This is a genomic window from Pseudomonas gessardii (assembly GCF_001983165.1).
In the GTDB taxonomy this organism is placed as follows: domain Bacteria; phylum Pseudomonadota; class Gammaproteobacteria; order Pseudomonadales; family Pseudomonadaceae; genus Aquipseudomonas; species Aquipseudomonas gessardii.
Window position 1 is genome coordinate 70,386 of record NZ_MNPU01000011.1, and the last position, 15,716, is coordinate 86,101.

15 protein-coding genes and 1 tRNA gene are annotated in these 15,716 nt (G+C 59.3%); 3 read left to right on the top strand and 13 right to left on the bottom strand.

Annotated features, from left to right (window positions below):
* Positions 1-67 precede the first annotated feature (67 nt).
* From BLL38_RS10405 to dapA, 10 genes are all read right to left on the bottom strand, one after another.
* Positions 68-1,432 carry a spinster family MFS transporter gene (locus BLL38_RS10405; RefSeq protein WP_076962497.1) on the bottom strand — a complete coding sequence of 455 codons (1,365 nt, stop codon included), beginning with the start codon at positions 1,430-1,432 and terminating at the stop codon, positions 68-70.
* 57 nt (positions 1,433-1,489) lie between these two features.
* Positions 1,490-2,755, bottom strand: coding sequence for an OprD family porin (locus BLL38_RS10410; RefSeq protein ID WP_076962498.1), 1,266 nt, complete (start codon positions 2,753-2,755; stop codon positions 1,490-1,492).
* 392 nt (positions 2,756-3,147) lie between these two features.
* Positions 3,148-3,660 carry an opioid growth factor receptor-related protein gene (locus BLL38_RS10415; RefSeq protein ID WP_076962499.1) on the bottom strand — a complete coding sequence of 171 codons (513 nt, stop codon included), beginning with the start codon at positions 3,658-3,660 and terminating at the stop codon, positions 3,148-3,150.
* Between the two features lie 14 nt (positions 3,661-3,674).
* Positions 3,675-5,117: an alpha/beta hydrolase gene (locus tag BLL38_RS10420; protein ID WP_159439766.1), complete on the bottom strand. Its 1,443-nt coding sequence runs from the start codon at positions 5,115-5,117 to the stop codon at positions 3,675-3,677.
* Between the two features lie 63 nt (positions 5,118-5,180).
* Positions 5,181-5,942: an SIR2 family NAD-dependent protein deacylase gene (locus tag BLL38_RS10425; RefSeq protein ID WP_236309608.1), complete on the bottom strand. Its 762-nt coding sequence runs from the start codon at positions 5,940-5,942 to the stop codon at positions 5,181-5,183.
* 193 nt (positions 5,943-6,135) lie between these two features.
* Positions 6,136-6,225, bottom strand: a tRNA-Ser gene (locus tag BLL38_RS10430).
* Positions 6,226-6,308: 83 nt separating this feature from the next.
* Positions 6,309-7,022, bottom strand: coding sequence for a phosphoribosylaminoimidazolesuccinocarboxamide synthase (gene purC, locus BLL38_RS10435; RefSeq protein ID WP_076962501.1), 714 nt, complete (start codon positions 7,020-7,022; stop codon positions 6,309-6,311).
* Between the two features lie 28 nt (positions 7,023-7,050).
* The gene (locus tag BLL38_RS10440; RefSeq protein ID WP_076962502.1) at positions 7,051-7,809 is read right to left on the bottom strand and encodes an MBL fold metallo-hydrolase; all 759 of its coding nucleotides are present in this window, start codon (positions 7,807-7,809) and stop codon (positions 7,051-7,053) included.
* 4 nt (positions 7,810-7,813) lie between these two features.
* Complete coding sequence (bamC, locus tag BLL38_RS10445) at positions 7,814-8,929, bottom strand: NlpB/DapX family lipoprotein (protein ID WP_076962503.1); 1,116 nt, start codon at positions 8,927-8,929, stop codon at positions 7,814-7,816.
* 17 nt (positions 8,930-8,946) lie between these two features.
* The gene (gene dapA, locus BLL38_RS10450) at positions 8,947-9,825 is read right to left on the bottom strand and encodes a 4-hydroxy-tetrahydrodipicolinate synthase (protein WP_076962504.1); all 879 of its coding nucleotides are present in this window, start codon (positions 9,823-9,825) and stop codon (positions 8,947-8,949) included.
* A 260-nt stretch (positions 9,826-10,085) separates the two neighbouring features.
* Here dapA and BLL38_RS10455 point away from each other — a divergent pair, with 260 nt between their 5' ends.
* On the top strand, positions 10,086-10,646 hold the full coding sequence (locus tag BLL38_RS10455) for a glycine cleavage system transcriptional repressor (RefSeq protein ID WP_076962505.1): 561 nt from the start codon (positions 10,086-10,088) through the stop codon (positions 10,644-10,646).
* Between the two features lie 11 nt (positions 10,647-10,657).
* Complete coding sequence (locus BLL38_RS10460) at positions 10,658-11,131, top strand: peroxiredoxin (RefSeq protein ID WP_076962506.1); 474 nt, start codon at positions 10,658-10,660, stop codon at positions 11,129-11,131.
* A gap of 114 nt (positions 11,132-11,245) precedes the next feature.
* Here the strand turns inward: BLL38_RS10460 and BLL38_RS10465 are convergent, their stop codons facing one another.
* Positions 11,246-11,485 carry a sulfurtransferase TusA family protein gene (locus tag BLL38_RS10465; RefSeq protein WP_076962507.1) on the bottom strand — a complete coding sequence of 80 codons (240 nt, stop codon included), beginning with the start codon at positions 11,483-11,485 and terminating at the stop codon, positions 11,246-11,248.
* A 94-nt stretch (positions 11,486-11,579) separates the two neighbouring features.
* On the opposite strand from BLL38_RS10465, the gene BLL38_RS10470 reads away from it, so the two are divergent.
* Positions 11,580-13,013, top strand: coding sequence for a M48 family metalloprotease (locus tag BLL38_RS10470; protein WP_076962508.1), 1,434 nt, complete (start codon positions 11,580-11,582; stop codon positions 13,011-13,013).
* 72 nt (positions 13,014-13,085) lie between these two features.
* Here BLL38_RS10470 and BLL38_RS10475 read toward each other — a convergent pair whose 3' ends face one another.
* Positions 13,086-14,519 carry a DegQ family serine endoprotease gene (locus tag BLL38_RS10475; protein WP_076962509.1) on the bottom strand — a complete coding sequence of 478 codons (1,434 nt, stop codon included), beginning with the start codon at positions 14,517-14,519 and terminating at the stop codon, positions 13,086-13,088.
* Positions 14,520-14,759: 240 nt separating this feature from the next.
* Positions 14,760-15,713: a MucB/RseB C-terminal domain-containing protein gene (locus tag BLL38_RS10480; protein WP_076962510.1), complete on the bottom strand. Its 954-nt coding sequence runs from the start codon at positions 15,711-15,713 to the stop codon at positions 14,760-14,762.
* Between the last annotated feature and the right edge of the window lie 3 nt (positions 15,714-15,716).

Genomic DNA, 15,716 nt, shown 5'->3' on the forward strand with positions numbered 1-15,716 from the left:
ATCTCCGCTTAAAAAAAAGCTGACACCTCGGAAGGTGTCAGCTTGGCCAGCGGGAGAAATTGAAGGCTCAGGCGTCAGCCGCCGGCACCTGCCGGCCAGGCACCACCACGGTGGGATCCTTGGGGGCCCAGCTTTTCAGGCGCTCCAGACTCTCGCGGTATGAGCGCAGGCCAACCGTCAAAATTACCACCGCCAGCACCAGGGAGATGCCGGTCACCACGGCCAACGAATAACCCAGTGCCGAATCACTGCCAAACACGTAATCCGTCCCCAAGGCTACGGCGGTCGGGCCGATGCCCAGGCCGATCAGGGTCACGGCAAACTGATAGAGCGCCGATGCCTGCCCGCGCATCGGGCTGGGCACGACTTCCTGGACCGCCAGGGGGCCGACACCGAACGGCATGCTCACGGTAAACACGTGAAACGCCATCAGCACCAAAGCCAGGTTCTTATCATCAACCAGGTAGCCCAGGTTTGATGGCAATGTCAGCACTGCGGCGAGGATCGCGATGCGCAGCGGTGCATCCCGATGACCACGCTTGACCAGCCAGTCACACAGGCGCCCACCCACCAGCAGGCCGAGGGAGCCGCAGATCGCCAGCATGCTGCCGTAGATCACCCCGACTTGCGGCACGCTCATATCGAACGAACGCACAAAGAACGTCGGGATCCAGGCACTGCTGCCGTAGGCCGTGAAGGTCAGGCAGGCAAACCCGAGGTTGTGGCAGAGCATGGTCCGACGGTTTTTACGCAGGTAGTCGACAAACTCCGAGAACGGCAATTGCAGACCCGCGCCAACCCCCTGGCGCACCGGCTCGCGCAGCAACAGCAGGCACAATGAGAAGACCACGCCAATGGCGCCAAGAATCAAAAACACCATCTGCCATGGGCGTACGATGCCAATCAGCGGCAATGTCATATCGCCCTGGCTGGTTGCGAAATGCACCGCGACGCCGCCGAGCAACAGCGCCACGCCCGACCCCAGGTAGATCGCCGTGGAGTACACGCTAAAGGCAGTGCCGCGACGCTCAGGCGTAAAGCTGTCGGAAATCATCGAGTAGGCACAAGGCGCCAACGATGCCTCGCCCGCCGCCACCCCGATACGGCAAAACAGAAACTGCCAGTACCCCTTGGCCATCCCGCACGCGGCGGTCATGCCACTCCACACCAGAATCCCGCACATCAGCAGATTGCGCCGGCTCTTGCTGTCGGCAATCCGCCCCAGGGGAATCCCGCAAAAGGTATAGAAGATCGCAAACGACAGGCCCATCAGCAGGCTCATCTGGGTGTCGCTGATGTCCATGTCTTGACGAATGGGCCCCACCAGCAGGTTGAGAATCTGCCGGTCCACGAACGATAAAACGTAGGCCAGCATCAGCACGCTGACAGTGAACCAGGCGCGTACCCGTGATGGATAAAGTGTGTTCTTCATAGCCGCTACGACCTCATTGTTGTTATGGACCCGCCCGGAAGGCTGTCATCGACTCGACTACAGGAGTGGCAAGGTGTAACTGATGATCAGGCGGTTATCGTCCAGATCACTGCCAAAGTGATTCATGCGCAGGGACGAGTTACGCCACTTCACCCCCAGGTTTTTCAAGGTGCCGCTCTGGAATACGTAGGCGATATCGGTATCGCGCTCCCATTCCGAACCGCTCGGTTTGCCAGCACCCAGCTCAATCCCGCTGCCATAGATGTAGCGGGTCATGAAGGTCAGGCCCGGGATACCGACAGCGGTGAAGTTGAAGTCGTAGCGCGCCTGCCAGGACTGCTCGTCCCGATTGGCAAAGTCGTTATTGGAAACAAAGTTGGGCAGGAAGGCATCGGCGCCATGGATATAGGCATAGCCGGTGTCGCCACTCATTTTCTGATAGGCCAGGCCAAAGGCATGGCCGCCCAGGGTGTAGGTGAACATCGCCGCCAGGGCCGTGTTGTCGATATTGCTGTTGCCCTGGTTGGTCGACCTTGCGTAGCGCACGTCACTCTTGAGCGACTGGCCTTCGCCCAGCGGCAATAGATGCAACAGGCTGAAATTGTGCTGGCGGTAGAAACTGTCGAGCTCACCGTAGAAGTAATTGCCACTTAACTGGTTGCTCCACTTGTAGCCGACACCGGCGAAATTGAACTCATCGGTGGTCGCGCCCTTGGTCACACGGATGCCCTTGGCGTTGGCCACCGACGGCGCCAGGTCTTCACGGTTGGTCGAATCGCGCTGGGTCACCTGGCGGATCTGGCCCGCATCGACGGTCACATTGGCAAACTCCTGGGAGTTCAAATGCACGCCCTCGAACGTTTGCGGCAACAAGCGAGTGTCATTGAATTGCACCACCGGCAAACGCGGATGCAGCGTACCGATCCTGAGCAGGCTCCTGGACGCCCGCACCTTGGCCGTCAGGCCAAGGGCGCCACTTTCATCGACTGAACGGCCATCTCGTTGACGAGGCAACAAACCGGAACCGGCACGGTCCAGGCTGGAGTCAAGCTTCAAACCGGCCAAGCCGATTGCATCCAGCCCAAAGCCGACAGAGCCTGCCGTGAATCCTGATGCGTAACGCAGCAAAAAGCCCTGGGCCCACTCTTCTTGCTTGGACTGAGTGGTACTGGTCTGGCTGAAGTCGCGGTTGATGTAAAAATTGCGCAGCTCAATGCTGGCCTTGCTGTCCTCGAAAAAACCGGCCTGCGCCGATGCTGGCAGGCCGATCTGCCCAATGGAAAACAGCAGGCACGTGGCAATAACGCGGGAATGGCGTTCCATGATGCAGCCCTATTTTTGTTGTTATGTATGAAGCTCCTGCGGCTCCTTGCCAGGGGCAAAGGCACGCTACAGCTTTTACAACTCAATCAGTTTCGCTATGCGAAATCATGTTTTGAATTAACAACAAAATATAAGCACTTCAAAAAATTTAAGTAAAGCGCTCGCAGGAAAAAAGAATCGATTAATAGGTAACTCATTGTTTTATATTTATTATTTTTAATAAAAGCCTGGGCATCATTTGACCGAGTATTTCGCCAGGCAAAACACTCAACGTTTTTAGACGAAAACCTGGAAGCCACAGCGCACAAACAAAAAAACCCTGAAAGGCTCAACCATTTCAGGGGCTATTGATTCAAGCCAGAACCCGCCAGGCGCAGTGGCGATTTAAATCGTCACAACAGGGCTTCGCGCCAAAAAATCAGCGCCCCTTGATCGCTCGGGTCACGCTCGCACTTAATAATGTCCTCCAGGGCACTGAGCAATGCCTCTGCCTGCTGGCGATGCCCCAATAAACACAAGGATTTGAGGAGGCGAGTAATCCGTAGGTCGTTGTGGCTCTTCTTGAATGCCCAGTTCGGGCTACGCCTATCCCACTCGCGCGCCTTGTTGATGACTCCCGACGCCTCCTGACGCAGGCCGTAGAAACGCAGCATACGGTGCATAGCACGCTCCACCCCGGCCCTGACGCGCTTGTCGACGCCAAGCGCTTCAAACTCCGCATGACTCGCCACCGGCGCATGGGGGTTGAAAGCACTGGGTTCGGCCAGCGGAAACCACCACTGGACAAAATCATGGGTGCTTTCAAGCCTCTCATCATCCCAAGCCAGAGACTCGTCCAATGTGCGATGCAAGTGATCCGGGCCTCCGTAGCCCAGATAACGACAAATGGAGTCCTTTGCATTCATAGCCTGTCCTTGCATTACGTTTTATTGGCCACCAGCTCTAGCGTCTTACGGATGCTTGCAAGCGTCACATCCGGCGGATCCAGCGGCGTTTTCTGGAAAACAACGATCGTGATTTTTTTGCGGCTCTGTCGGCCAACGCCATACCGAACGCCCTCCGCCAGTGCCAGCACCAGCCCCGCGAGTGCCAGCGGCGGATCAATACCACCGTGTCCGGCCCCCAGCACAGGCATCACTACTTCATTGATCCGTTTGTCCGCCAATAACTTGAACAACTCCCCTACACCATCGAACACATAGGACATTCGCGCAGCCAGCCCCTGCCCGGCCGTTTGCGTCGTGGTAGAAACCAAAGCGATGCCCGCTACGTTATGCGAGGGGTCAGAAACAAAAATAGAGCGGCCCGAGCCATAGCTTTCGCTTAACTCACCCTCAGCCTTTTCCTTTAGAGTTCCTTCACCGAACTTCTCCTGGCACTGCTGCCTGACCGATGCAAAAAAAACCGATGCGGTTGCAGCGCAATGTCGCTGGATATAGACACCCAGTGCGGTTCGGCTATCAGTCGCGCAGTGGTCTTCAAAATACTCATTGCAAGGCAATACGACGGCGGTTTCCCGCCCGGCCGGATACTCTTCGATACGCCCGAGCACAATGCTGATTTCGCTCTCGCCCACACGAGTGCGGTAACCACCTGCGCATTCCCAGACATTGTTGGAGTTATCTATAAACCGCACGATTTTTTCGATGAAATCACACAAGGTTCGGTGCTGGAGTGCCTGGGCACCCTCGGGCTTGGCGATGGAGAAATGATCCGACTGCGGCACCTTCAGCGCCTCGCCAAAATACGTAGCGCCACTGAACGGAGGCACGACTTGTTCGGCTCGAAACAAGCGCTTGAACGCCACAAACTGGTCTTCCACCAGTTCCCGGCCATGAATGACCAATTTGCGCAGTGCCAGTAGATTACGGAAGTCGCTATTAAGATCATTGAGCCAGGCATTGCTCTGGCAAAACGTCAAGGCCCGTCCCTGAGCATGCCCCATGACCTTGGCGATCGGCTCAAGCCAAGTGGCATAGGACGAACCCAATGAAGGCGAGGCAATCAGGAAAAGCCCCACCTGCGCACCACGCTCTACCAATTCATCAGAGCGTTGCACGATATAACGCCGTGCCACGATGCCGCCCATGCTGTGAGCGACAAGGATGATTTTTCGCGCCTGGTTGACACCATCAAGGTGCAGGCACTCCTTCAGGGCACTCACTACATCGCTCAGGCTGTAGGAACCACTAAAGATATCCGTGTGGTAGGTAAACTCGTAAACGCCAACGCCAGCCATGGTTGGGTGGTTGGAAAGCAGTTCTGGCCAGTAAGTACCATTCTCATGGCGCCAGCACGCTTCACCATCGGACAGCACCCCGTGTAAAAACACCACGGCCACTGGCGACACAGTATCGCCCATGCCCTTGATCCATCTTCCAGCCATTACGCGCCTCTCATTTCCATTTGATAGATGGGTAAATCGTTAAAATGCTTGCCTGATCAATTCAGGTAATAACTCCCCGGCCCGCCCCCTCAGGTTCCATGTGCAAACACCATCAAGTGCGCTTTCGACCAGGTTGATCTGAATGACTTTACGCCCTGCTTTTTTCGCATCCCTGGGAAGCCTCGCGGCCGGGTCAACCTTCCCCGAACAACCGACTACGATCAGCAGATCGGATGAACGAGATGAGTTGAATGCCCCATCAAGAATGTCCGCAGGCAAATACTCGTCAAACCAGACGACGCCTGGCCGGACCAGCCCTCCACACGCCTGGCATTTTGGCGCAGGCACCCGCCAACCACCTGCGGGCTCTTCGGGAATACCATCAGGCAACACAAAAGGGTGCGCGCAATCGAAACAGCGCGGATGATGGAGGGAGCCGTGAAGGTGTTGCACATCGACGCTTCCTGCCCGCTCATGCAGGTTGTCCACGTTCTGGGTGAACAATGAAAGTTGCGGGACGCGACGAGCAAGCTCGGCGAGCGCCCGGTGAGCCGCATTTGGCTGCGCTGCAAGCACCTGCGAGCGCCGCCACTCATACCATCCCCAAACCAGGGACGGGTCGCCTAGGAACGCATCGGCGGTAGCAAGCGTGTGCGCATCAAAATTCTGCCAAAGGCCAGTTAATGCATCGCGGAATGTCGGGATGCCGCTTTCAGCGGATACACCCGCCCCTGTCAGCACGGTAATCCTGCGCGCACTTTGCAGAGCAGCGATTAATACGGGGTCAAAATCAGCGGACACTAGGGTACCTCCCTGACATTTTGCGCCACACATCAGGATGTGGAGCATCAGAATCCATTCTTGGAACCTGTGCGAATCAATCTAAAATCCGAACCTGCTTGCGCTTTTACAACCCGAGTGCAAATGGGCATACATTGTCAAGCAAGAAACAAAAAAGCCCCGTAAATCTTCATTTACGGGGCTTTCATTTGTATGGCGGAGAGATAGGGATTCGAACCCTAGGTACCGGTGAAGGTACAACGGATTTCGAATCCGTCCCATTCGGCCACTCTGGCATCTCTCCAACGGCGCGCATCATAACAGTCTGTTTCGTGGAAGCAAAGCGCCGAAGCAATTTTTTTCCGTGCTATCAGATGCTTGCGTCGATTACAGCGGTACGCCAAGACGGTTGGCGACTTCTTCGTAGGCTTCGATCACGTCACCGAGGCCCTGGCGGAAGCGGTCTTTATCCATCTTCTTGCGGGTGTCCTTGTCCCACAGGCGGCAGCCGTCCGGGCTGAATTCGTCGCCCAGGACGATGGAGCCGTCGTGGAATACGCCGAATTCCAGTTTGAAGTCCACCAGCAGCAGGCCGGCGTCGTCGAACAGTTTGCTCAGCACGTCGTTGACCTTGAGCGACAGTTCTTTCATGCGCACCAGTTGCTCAGCGGTGCCCCAGCCGAATGCCACGACGTGGGATTCGTTGATGAACGGGTCGCCCTTGGCGTCGTCCTTGAGGAACAGCTCGAACGTGTAAGGGTTGAGCTTGAGGCCCTCTTCTACGCCCAGGCGCTTGACCAGGCTGCCGGCGGCGTAGTTACGCACGACGCACTCGACCGGGATCATGTCGAGTTTTTTCACCAGGCATTCGTTGTCGCCCAGCAGTTTGTCGAATTGGGTCGGGATGCCGGCCGCTTCGAGTTTCTGCATGATGAAGGCGTTGAACTTGTTGTTCACCATGCCTTTGCGGTCGAGCTGTTCGATGCGCTTGCCGTCGAACGCCGAGGTGTCGTTGCGAAACAGCAGGATCAAGCGGTTGGCGTCGTCGGTCTTGTATACCGACTTGGCTTTGCCGCGGTAGAGTTCTTCACGTTTTTCCATGATGGGCTCCGCTTGGTAAGTAGGTGGGCTAGGCGATATGTCGCCAGTCGAGCCCTGAATCTTGATCGGCCAGTTGCAGCCAGTCCGGGTCGCACCCGAGGGTGTCGACAAAACATTGCCGGGCAAGCTGCGGCAGGTTGTTCTTGCTGCTCAGGTGGGCCAGGACCAGGTGTTGCAGGTCTTGCCAGCCCAACTCATACACCAGGTACGCCGCCTGGTGGTTGTTCAAATGTCCCCGTTCGCCGCCAACCCGCTGCTTGAGAAAGTACGGGTAGTGACCGCGTGCCAGCAGGTCACGGCAATGGTTGGACTCGATCATCAAGGCATCGAGATCCCGATAGCCTTCGAGCACCTTGGCACAGTAGGAACCCAGGTCGGTCAGCAGGCCAAAACGGCGCTCGCCATCACTGAAGACATATTGCGTGGGCTCGTGGGCATCGTGGGCCACGGCAATCACGTCGATGCTCAAGGCCCCCACCTGCAGTTGCTCGCCACCGGCCAGGAAACCTGCGGGTTCAATGGGTTTGCGCATCCCGCGCAAGGTGCCGCGACTCAGGTACACCGGAAGATTGTAGCGCCGAGACAGCAAACCCACGCCATGCACGTGGTCGGCATGTTCGTGGGTCACTAGAATCGCGCTCAACTGCGCCGGGTGAACCCCCAGGCGCAGCAGGCGGCGCTCGGTTTCCCGCAGGGAGAAACCACAATCGACCAGGACATACGTGTCGTCGTGGGCTACAAGCGTGCCGTTCCCTTGGCTACCGCTGCCGAGAACAGCAAAACGCATCGGATCAGCCCAGGTTGTCCTGAATCACGCCCAACACTTTGCGCGCCGTTTCTGCTGGCGCCACGGTGTTGATGTTCTTCTCGACGGTGACTTGCACGTTGTCGCCGACCTTGCTCAGGCGAACCTGATAACGCTCGGCGCGGGTCTCGATCTCTTCCTTGGTCGGCTCGCTGCCGAACAACTTGCTGAAGAAACCACGCTCGTCGTCTTTCTTCTCGGCCTTTTCCGCCACGTTGATGTAGTACAGGCCCAGGCTGCGGTTGATGTCTTCGACACGCCATGGCCCTTGCTCCAGGGCACGGCCGACGCTGGCCCAGGCACGATCCAGGTCTTCACCCAGGTTGAGCACGACGTTACCGCTGCCGTCCTCGGTGAGGCTGACACGGCTAGGGGTGTCGTAGTCACGAGCGGCGAGCAGGGATACGGAACCGCCCTTCTCGGAGATGCGGCTCATGCTGGCAAGCATCTCGTCGACCAGCGCAGCATCGACACCGCTGTTGACCGAACGATTGGTGAACTCGACGTTGGCGGTGCTGCCGGCAGGACGCTCGGCGCTGACCACGTAGACTTCACTGGTATTGCGCTGCACGCCTGGCTCGATGCGCACGCGGATGCGGCTTTCGCCATCGGCGGCGACACCACCGGATTGCAGGCGCTTGGCCATGTTGGCCGATAGTTCGCTCGGTTGCTGCCACGCCGTGGTGAACTCACCGGTCTGCGGGCGTTGCTCGTCGAGGCGGAAGCCATTGTCCTGGAAGAACTGCACCGCCACCGGCCAGACTTCGGCAGGTGGGCGCTGGGCCATGATCCAGCGCGAATCGCCGCTTTTTTGCAGGCTGTAGTCGCTGGCATCGGCCTGGGCCGAAATCGGTTGCGGACGCGGCACTTCGTACTCGCCCTTGACGGTGTCGTCGGCCACGTTGCGCGGGATCGGCAACAGCGGGTCAAGGCGCTTGGCGACATTGACGTCCGGCGGCAATTGCATCGGTGCGGTTTGTTGTGCTTCCAGGTAATCGCTGCCGCGGTCACGGAAGTAGCCTTCCGGGCCCCAGATCCAACCGCAGCCACTGGTGCTGGAGATAATCAAGGCAAGTGCGGAAAGTCCGGCCAATCGCTTCATGCGTAGTGCTTCCTCAATTAAACCAGGACGCCGGACTGGCGCAGGGCCTGTCGCAGCGGTTCGTGACAGGCTGGGCTGAGCGGGGTGAGCGGCAGACGGATACCGTCCGGCATCAGGCCCATCTCATGCAGCGCCCATTTCACGGGAATTGGATTGGATTCGATAAACAGGGTTTTGTTGAGCGGCATCAGTTGCTCATGAATCGCCCGGGCCTTTACGGCATCACCGGCGATTGCGGCGGCACACAGTTCGCTCATGGCACGCGGGGCCACGTTGGCGGTCACCGAGATATTGCCCTTGCCACCCAGCAGGATCAGCTCCACCGCCGTGGCGTCGTCGCCGGAGTACAGCAGGAAGTCGCTGCTCACGCCGGCCAGGATGTCCTTGGCGCGTTGCAGGTCGCCCGTGGCTTCCTTGATACCGATGATGTTCGGCACGGTGGACAGGCGGATCACGGTCGCGGCCTGCATGTCGCACGCCGTGCGACCCGGCACGTTGTAGAGGATCTGCGGGATGTCGACGGCTTCGGCGATGGCCTTGAAGTGCTGGTACAGGCCTTCCTGGGTCGGCTTGTTGTAGTACGGCGTCACCAGCAGGCAGGCATCGGCGCCGGCTTTCTTGGCGTTTTTGGTCAGCTCGATCGCTTCGCGCGTCGAGTTGGCGCCCGTACCGGCAATCACCGTGATACGCCCTGCCACGCGCTTGACCACAAACTCGATCACCTTGATGTGTTCTTCCACATCAAGCGTGGCCGATTCACCTGTGGTGCCGACGGCCACAATGGCGTTGGTGCCTTCTTGCAGGTGAAAGTCCACCAGTTTGCCCAGGCTGTCCCAGTCGAGATTACCTTGTGCATCCATGGGTGTGACCAGTGCCACCATACTGCCCGCAATCATGCAACCGCTCCTGCCGGAAAAAGAGAGCCGTAATGGTACTGGCGCCAAGATGCTTGCACAAGCGAAGTACCCTCTGAGGAGGTGTTCTGGATCAACTTAGTTGCCAGCAACGCCCTCATTGGGCCAAAGCACGGCCAGATGCCGCTGAAGATGCAATGAAAACGCCACGTCCTAGCCCTTGGCGGCGCTTTTCGCTACCCTTGATCCTTTGATCGGTACCGCTCGTTCGTATCGACCGCTCATCGCTTTAGGAAGGCTGCATGTCCACCCCCACAGTCCGCGAACAATTCCTTGTTATCAGTGCCCTTGGCGCCAACCCCATGGAGCTGACTAACGTCCTGTGCCGCGCCAGCCATGAAAACCGCTGCGCCGTCGTGACCTCCCGCCTGACCCGCCATGGCGAGTGCAGCGCGCTGGTCCTGCAGATTTCCGGGAGCTGGGACGCCCTGGCGCGCCTGGAAACCGGCTTGCCGACCCTGGCCAAGAAGCACGACTTCACCGTCAATGTGGTGCGCAGTGCCGCCCTGGAGAACCGTCCCCAGGCGCTGCCGTACGTGGCTTATGTCAGTTCGGCCTACCGGTCGGACATCGTCAATGAGCTGTGCCAGTTCTTTATCGACCATAACGTCGAGCTGGAAAACCTGACCTGCGACACCTACCAGGCCCCCCAGACCGGCGGCACCATGCTCAATGCCACCTTTACCGTGACCTTGCCGGCCGGCGTACAGATCAGCTGGTTGCGCGACCAGTTCCTGGATTTCGCCGATGCGCTGAACCTCGATGCCCTGATCGAACCGTGGCGCCCACAGAACCCAATGTAAGGAAGTTTTTCATGGCGGTAGTCATCGACACACCGGTCGCCGATATCCAGGCCCCGGCGACCAGCGGGCAGACGTTCAGCCTTGCCGGGCTCAAGGGCAAGCAAGTGGTGCTGTATTTCTACCCGAAGGACAGCACCCCGGGCTGCACCACCGAAGGCCAGGGTTTCCGCGACCAGTACGCCGCCTTCCAGGCCGCCAACACCGAGGTGTTTGGGGTGTCCCGGGACAGCGTGAAGTCCCATGAGAATTTCAAGGCCAAGCAGGCCTTCCCCTTCGAGCTGATCAGCGACAAGGATGAGGCAGTTTGCCAGCTGTTTGATGTGATCAAGCTGAAGAAGCTGTACGGCAAGGAATACCTGGGTGTGGACCGCAGCACCTTCCTGATCGACAAGGATGGCGTGCTGCGCCAGGAATGGCGTGGCGTGAAGGTGCCGGGGCATGTGGATGCGGTGTTGGCGGCGGCGCAGGCGCTGGACAAGGCTTGATGTTGTGGGTGGCAGTTAGATAGCTATCGCAGGCAAGCCAGCTCCTACATGGGACCGGTGCTCGACCAGACAACTCGGTAGTGGTGGGAGCCGGGCTTGCCCGCGATGGGGCCATCAGGCCTTGCGCAACCAGTAACGATACACACCGTTATCGGCTTCCTCGTGCAACAGCACATGCCCCGCCAGCCTGGCAAACGTGCGGAAGTCGCGCTGGGAACCCGCATCCGTGGCGATCACCTTGAGCACCGCACCACTGGCCAGCCGGTTGAGTTCCATCTTGGCCTTGAGCAGTGGCAACGGGCAGTTGAGGCCACTGGCATCAAGCTCGGCGTTGTGGTTTACAGCAGCGGTCATGGTTTTGCTCCAGGCGGCGTCAGGGGCGCTTAGAATATCTGGTCCCGGGCTCAGTGTCCGGCTACAGTAATGTCTTTGTCGAAAGGCTTTGTGCATGACTTTTTTGCGCCCTACCCTGCTGACGCTCGCTTGCCTGCTTGCCTCTCCAGGCTTCGCCGACGACCTGCCGTCACTTGGCGACGCCAGTTCTGCCATTGTCTCGCCACAACAGGAACACCAACTGGGGCGAGCGTGGCTGGCGTTCCTGCGCGGCCAGGTCTCGGTCCTCAATGACCCGCAACTCAAGGATTACGTCGAGACCAGCGTCTACAAGCTGGTGGAGACCAGCCAGGTCAACGACCGGCGCCTGGAGTTCATCCTGATCAACAGCCCGCAGCTCAACGCGTTTGCCGCGCCGGGCGGGATTGTCGGGGTCAACGGCGGCCTGTTCCTCAACGCCCAGACCGAAGGCGAATACGCCTCGGTGATGGCCCACGAATTGGCGCACTTGTCCCAGCGTCACTTCGCCCGCGGCGTGGAAGCCCAGCAACGGATGCAGATCCCGATGATGGCCGCGTTGCTCGGCGGGATTATCGCCGCCGCCGCCGGTGCCGGGGATGCCGGGATTGCCGCGATTGCCGGCAGCCAGGCCGCCGCGATCCAGGAGCAGCGGCGCTTCTCCCGGCAGAACGAGCAGGAAGCCGACCGCATCGGCATCCTCAACATGGTCAAGGCCGGCTACGATCCGCGCTCGATGCCGACCATGTTCGAGCGCTTGATGCGCCAGTACCGCTTCGATGCCAAGCCACCGGAATTCCTGCTGACGCACCCGGTTACCGAATCGCGGATCGCCGACACCCGCAACCGCGCCGAACAGGCCAAAGCCGGCGGCACCGAAGACAGCCTGCGCTATCAACTGATCCGCGCCCGGGTCCAGCTGTATTACGAAGACACGCCCGGGCTGGCCGCCAAGCGCTTCCGTGCGCAGTTGGATGAGAACCCGAAAAGCGATGTAGCGCGCTATGGCCTGGCCATCGCCCAGATCAAGGGCACCCAGCTCAATGAGGCGCGCGAGACCCTCAAGCCGCTGCTGGCCAAGGCGCCCAACGATATCACCTACAACCTGGCGCAGATCGAGCTGGATATCACCAACAACCGTATGCCCGATGCGCAGCAACGCACTGACCGCATGCTGGCCCAGTACCCCAGCAACTACCCGCTGAACCAGGTGCGTGTAGACCTGCTGCTCAAGCAGAACCGTACCGCCGACGCGGAAAAAGCCCTGGAAGGCCTGCTCAAGTCGCGCGCCGACGATCCCGATGTGTGGTACCAGGTGGCCGAAACCCGTGGCTTGTCCGGCAATATCATCGGCTTGCACCAGGCCCGCGCCGAATACTTCGCGCTGGTCGGCGACTTCCAGCAGGCGATCCAGCAATTGGACTTCGCCAAGCGCCGGGCCGGTAGCAACTTCCCGCTGTCGTCCCGCATCGATGCACGCCAGCGCGAGCTGATCGAACAGGAACGCATCGTCAAAGGCATGATGAGCTAAATCCGATGCCACAAAAAAGCCCCGCTCTCGGCTTTCGAGAACGGGGCTTTTTATTGACCTGCCGCTAGCGGATTACTCAGCCAGCTTGAAGGTAATGAAGCTGGCACGCCCTTGACGCAGGACTCGCATCGACACCGAGCGATTCTTCGGCAACGCCTTGGCGATGTCGGTGAACTCCTTGGTGGTGTTGATGGCCTGGTTGTTCAAGTGGGTAATCACGTCGCCCGGCTGCAGGCCGATCAGGGCGGCCGGGCCGTCCTGGACTTCCTTGATTACCACACCGCTCTTGAGGTCGAAGCTCTTCTTCTGCTCGTCGGTCAACTCGACCACGGCGATGCCCAGGCGGTTGCTGCTGCGCTCGGCACCCGACTTGTTGAGGGCTCCCAGCTCCTGACCTTCCTCGGGAATGGCACCCACGGTCAGCTCAACGTTCTGGCGCTTGCCTTCGCGGATCACTTCCAGCCTGGCCTTGCCGCCAGCCTTGAGTGCGCCCACCAGGTGCGGCAGGTCGGCCGACATGACAATCGGCTGGCCGTTCATGCTCAGGATCACATCACCCACCTGCAAACCGCCTTTGGCAGCCGGGCCGTCGTCCTGGATCTGCGCGACCAGGGCACCGGCCGGTTTGTCCAGGCCAAAGGACTCGGCCAGGTCTTTGTTCACTTCCTGGATCACCACGCCCAACCAGCCACGGCTGACCTTACCACCGGCTTTCAATTGGTTGGAGACGTCCATGGCCACATCAATCGGGATGGCAAAGGAGACGCCCATGAAACCGCCGGAACGGGTGTAGATCTGCGAGTTGATCCCCACCACTTCGCCCGCCAGGTTGAACAGCGGGCCGCCGGAGTTACCCGGGTTGATCGGCACGTCGGTCTGGATGAACGGCACGTAGTTTTCGTTCGGCAGGCTGCGGCCGATGGCACTGACGATACCTTGGGTCACGGTGTGGTCGAAGCCAAACGGCGAACCGATGGCCACCACCCATTGCCCGGCCTTCAGGTCCTGGGACTTGCCCAGTTTCAGCACGGGCAGGTCCTTGCCTTCGATCTTCAGCAGGGCCACGTCGGAACGTGGGTCGGTGCCGACCAGCTTGGCCTTGAGTTCACTGCGATCAGCCAGGCGCACGAGGATTTCGTCAGCGTCGGCGATCACGTGGTTGTTGGTCAGGATGTAGCCATCAGGCGAAATGATAAAGCCCGAGCCCAGGGACTGGGCTTCACGCTGGCCACCACCGCCGCCACGCGGCGAACGTGGCTGGGGCATGCCGCGCTCGAAGAACTCCCGCAACATCGGCGGCAGGCCTTCAAGGTCGGGCATCTGCTGGTTCGAGACTTTACGATCCGGCAGCTTCTGGGTGGTACTGATGTTCACCACCGCAGGCGATGCCTGCTCTACCAGTTGGGTGAAGTCAGGCAGCTCCGCCGCTTGCGCGGTAACGGCCTGACCCAGCACCAGCACCGTGGCGACTATGGAAAGGTAAGACTTCAAACGTGGTATCGACATACAGCTCCCGTTACGACGAGCAGGGTTGGGCGACAAGGTTCAATAAACGCCAGAGACTACTGCTACCAGCGTCAAGATTGCGTGAACAAAACAAGGCCAGGGCCGAGAAGTTCTGACCTATAAAAAACATAAGGAGATTTTGCAAGTGAAAATACTCTCCAGACATTTCATGTTCTGTGCAGCAAAGCAGGCATTTCCTGGATCACTGTGAACGATCTGGATGAGCATAGGATTAACGGCTCACGGTTTTTCGGGCGCCGGGCCGCTGCGAACCGACAGGGCGATCCGTTCGGCGGTGCCCAGGGGAATCTCCCCGACCACCGTCGCCACGACCTCGCCTTGCGGGGTGTTCATCCGGCGCGAAACTGCAACCGTTGGCCCCAGTTGAACCCGGCTCTCTGTCGCGGCCTCGCCACTGACAGGTTCAAGGAACAGCGAAAAACGCGCCAACCCATCCTCGTACATCTGGCTGTTTACCACCGCCTGGGTCCGGGAATCCTTGCGTGTCGTGCTGCGGACCAACTGGAAGCCCGGCGGCAGCCAGCTCGGATGCCACGCCTGGGCGGCCGGCACGTCATCGGCCTGGCTACTGACCGACAATGGCTTGCAGTCCTTGCCGGGCTGCAAATCCCGCTCATCCGGGGCCTGGGTGCTCAATTGAGTGAACTGGAAACGTTCCAGCAACTGCCCTTTGTCATTGATCAATAATGATTTGAGCGGCAATGCGGTTTCTCGATCCAGGTGCAGCTCGAATCCGTAGCGGTACTGATCCCGTGGCGCCAGCGAGATAATCACCGCCTTGCGGCCAGCCACGCGTGATTCGCCGATAACGGCAAGCGTATAAAAAGAATTGAGTTTTTGTGGATCAAGAACCTGGGCTGAAGCGCCCGGGGAGTTGCCAAGCCCCGCCACCAGGCTGCCACTGACGCACTGGGTGCGCCCATCGACCCGGACAACTTCCTGGGCCGAACCATCGAGCTGCAACAGGCGTTCGCGGACCTGGCCATCCTGGACACGGTGCCAGATGTCATGGGTTGAGAAACTACCGTTACGCTCGTAGATAAACGTACCTTGGTAGCTTTGCTGCTGCTCTGCCCGCCCAAGACGCTTGAGCCAGTCTTGGGCTTCATCGGCATGGGCAGGTACGGCAAACCAGCCACTGAGCAAAAGCGCAAGGAGCGGTATGGCACGCATAAG

Bases quoted from the DNA above. Each gene is read 5' to 3' on its own strand.
- BLL38_RS10405 (WP_076962497.1), bottom strand. From the start codon at position 1,432: ATGAAGAACACACTTTATCCATCACGGGTACGCGCCTGGTTCACTGTC.
- BLL38_RS10410 (WP_076962498.1), bottom strand. From the start codon at position 2,755: ATGGAACGCCATTCCCGCGTTATTGCCACGTGCCTGCTGTTTTCCATT.
- BLL38_RS10415 (WP_076962499.1), bottom strand. From the start codon at position 3,660: ATGAATGCAAAGGACTCCATTTGTCGTTATCTGGGCTACGGAGGCCCG.
- BLL38_RS10420 (WP_159439766.1), bottom strand. From the start codon at position 5,117: ATGGGCGATACTGTGTCGCCAGTGGCCGTGGTGTTTTTACACGGGGTG.
- purC (WP_076962501.1), bottom strand. From the start codon at position 7,022: ATGGAAAAACGTGAAGAACTCTACCGCGGCAAAGCCAAGTCGGTATAC.
- BLL38_RS10440 (WP_076962502.1), bottom strand. From the start codon at position 7,809: ATGCGTTTTGCTGTTCTCGGCAGCGGTAGCCAAGGGAACGGCACGCTT.
- bamC (WP_076962503.1), bottom strand. From the start codon at position 8,929: ATGAAGCGATTGGCCGGACTTTCCGCACTTGCCTTGATTATCTCCAGC.
- dapA (WP_076962504.1), bottom strand. From the start codon at position 9,825: ATGATTGCGGGCAGTATGGTGGCACTGGTCACACCCATGGATGCACAA.
- BLL38_RS10455 (WP_076962505.1), top strand. From the start codon at position 10,086: ATGTCCACCCCCACAGTCCGCGAACAATTCCTTGTTATCAGTGCCCTT.
- BLL38_RS10460 (WP_076962506.1), top strand. From the start codon at position 10,658: ATGGCGGTAGTCATCGACACACCGGTCGCCGATATCCAGGCCCCGGCG.
- BLL38_RS10465 (WP_076962507.1), bottom strand. From the start codon at position 11,485: ATGACCGCTGCTGTAAACCACAACGCCGAGCTTGATGCCAGTGGCCTC.
- BLL38_RS10470 (WP_076962508.1), top strand. From the start codon at position 11,580: ATGACTTTTTTGCGCCCTACCCTGCTGACGCTCGCTTGCCTGCTTGCC.
- BLL38_RS10475 (WP_076962509.1), bottom strand. From the start codon at position 14,519: ATGTCGATACCACGTTTGAAGTCTTACCTTTCCATAGTCGCCACGGTG.
- BLL38_RS10480 (WP_076962510.1), bottom strand. From the start codon at position 15,713: ATGCGTGCCATACCGCTCCTTGCGCTTTTGCTCAGTGGCTGGTTTGCC.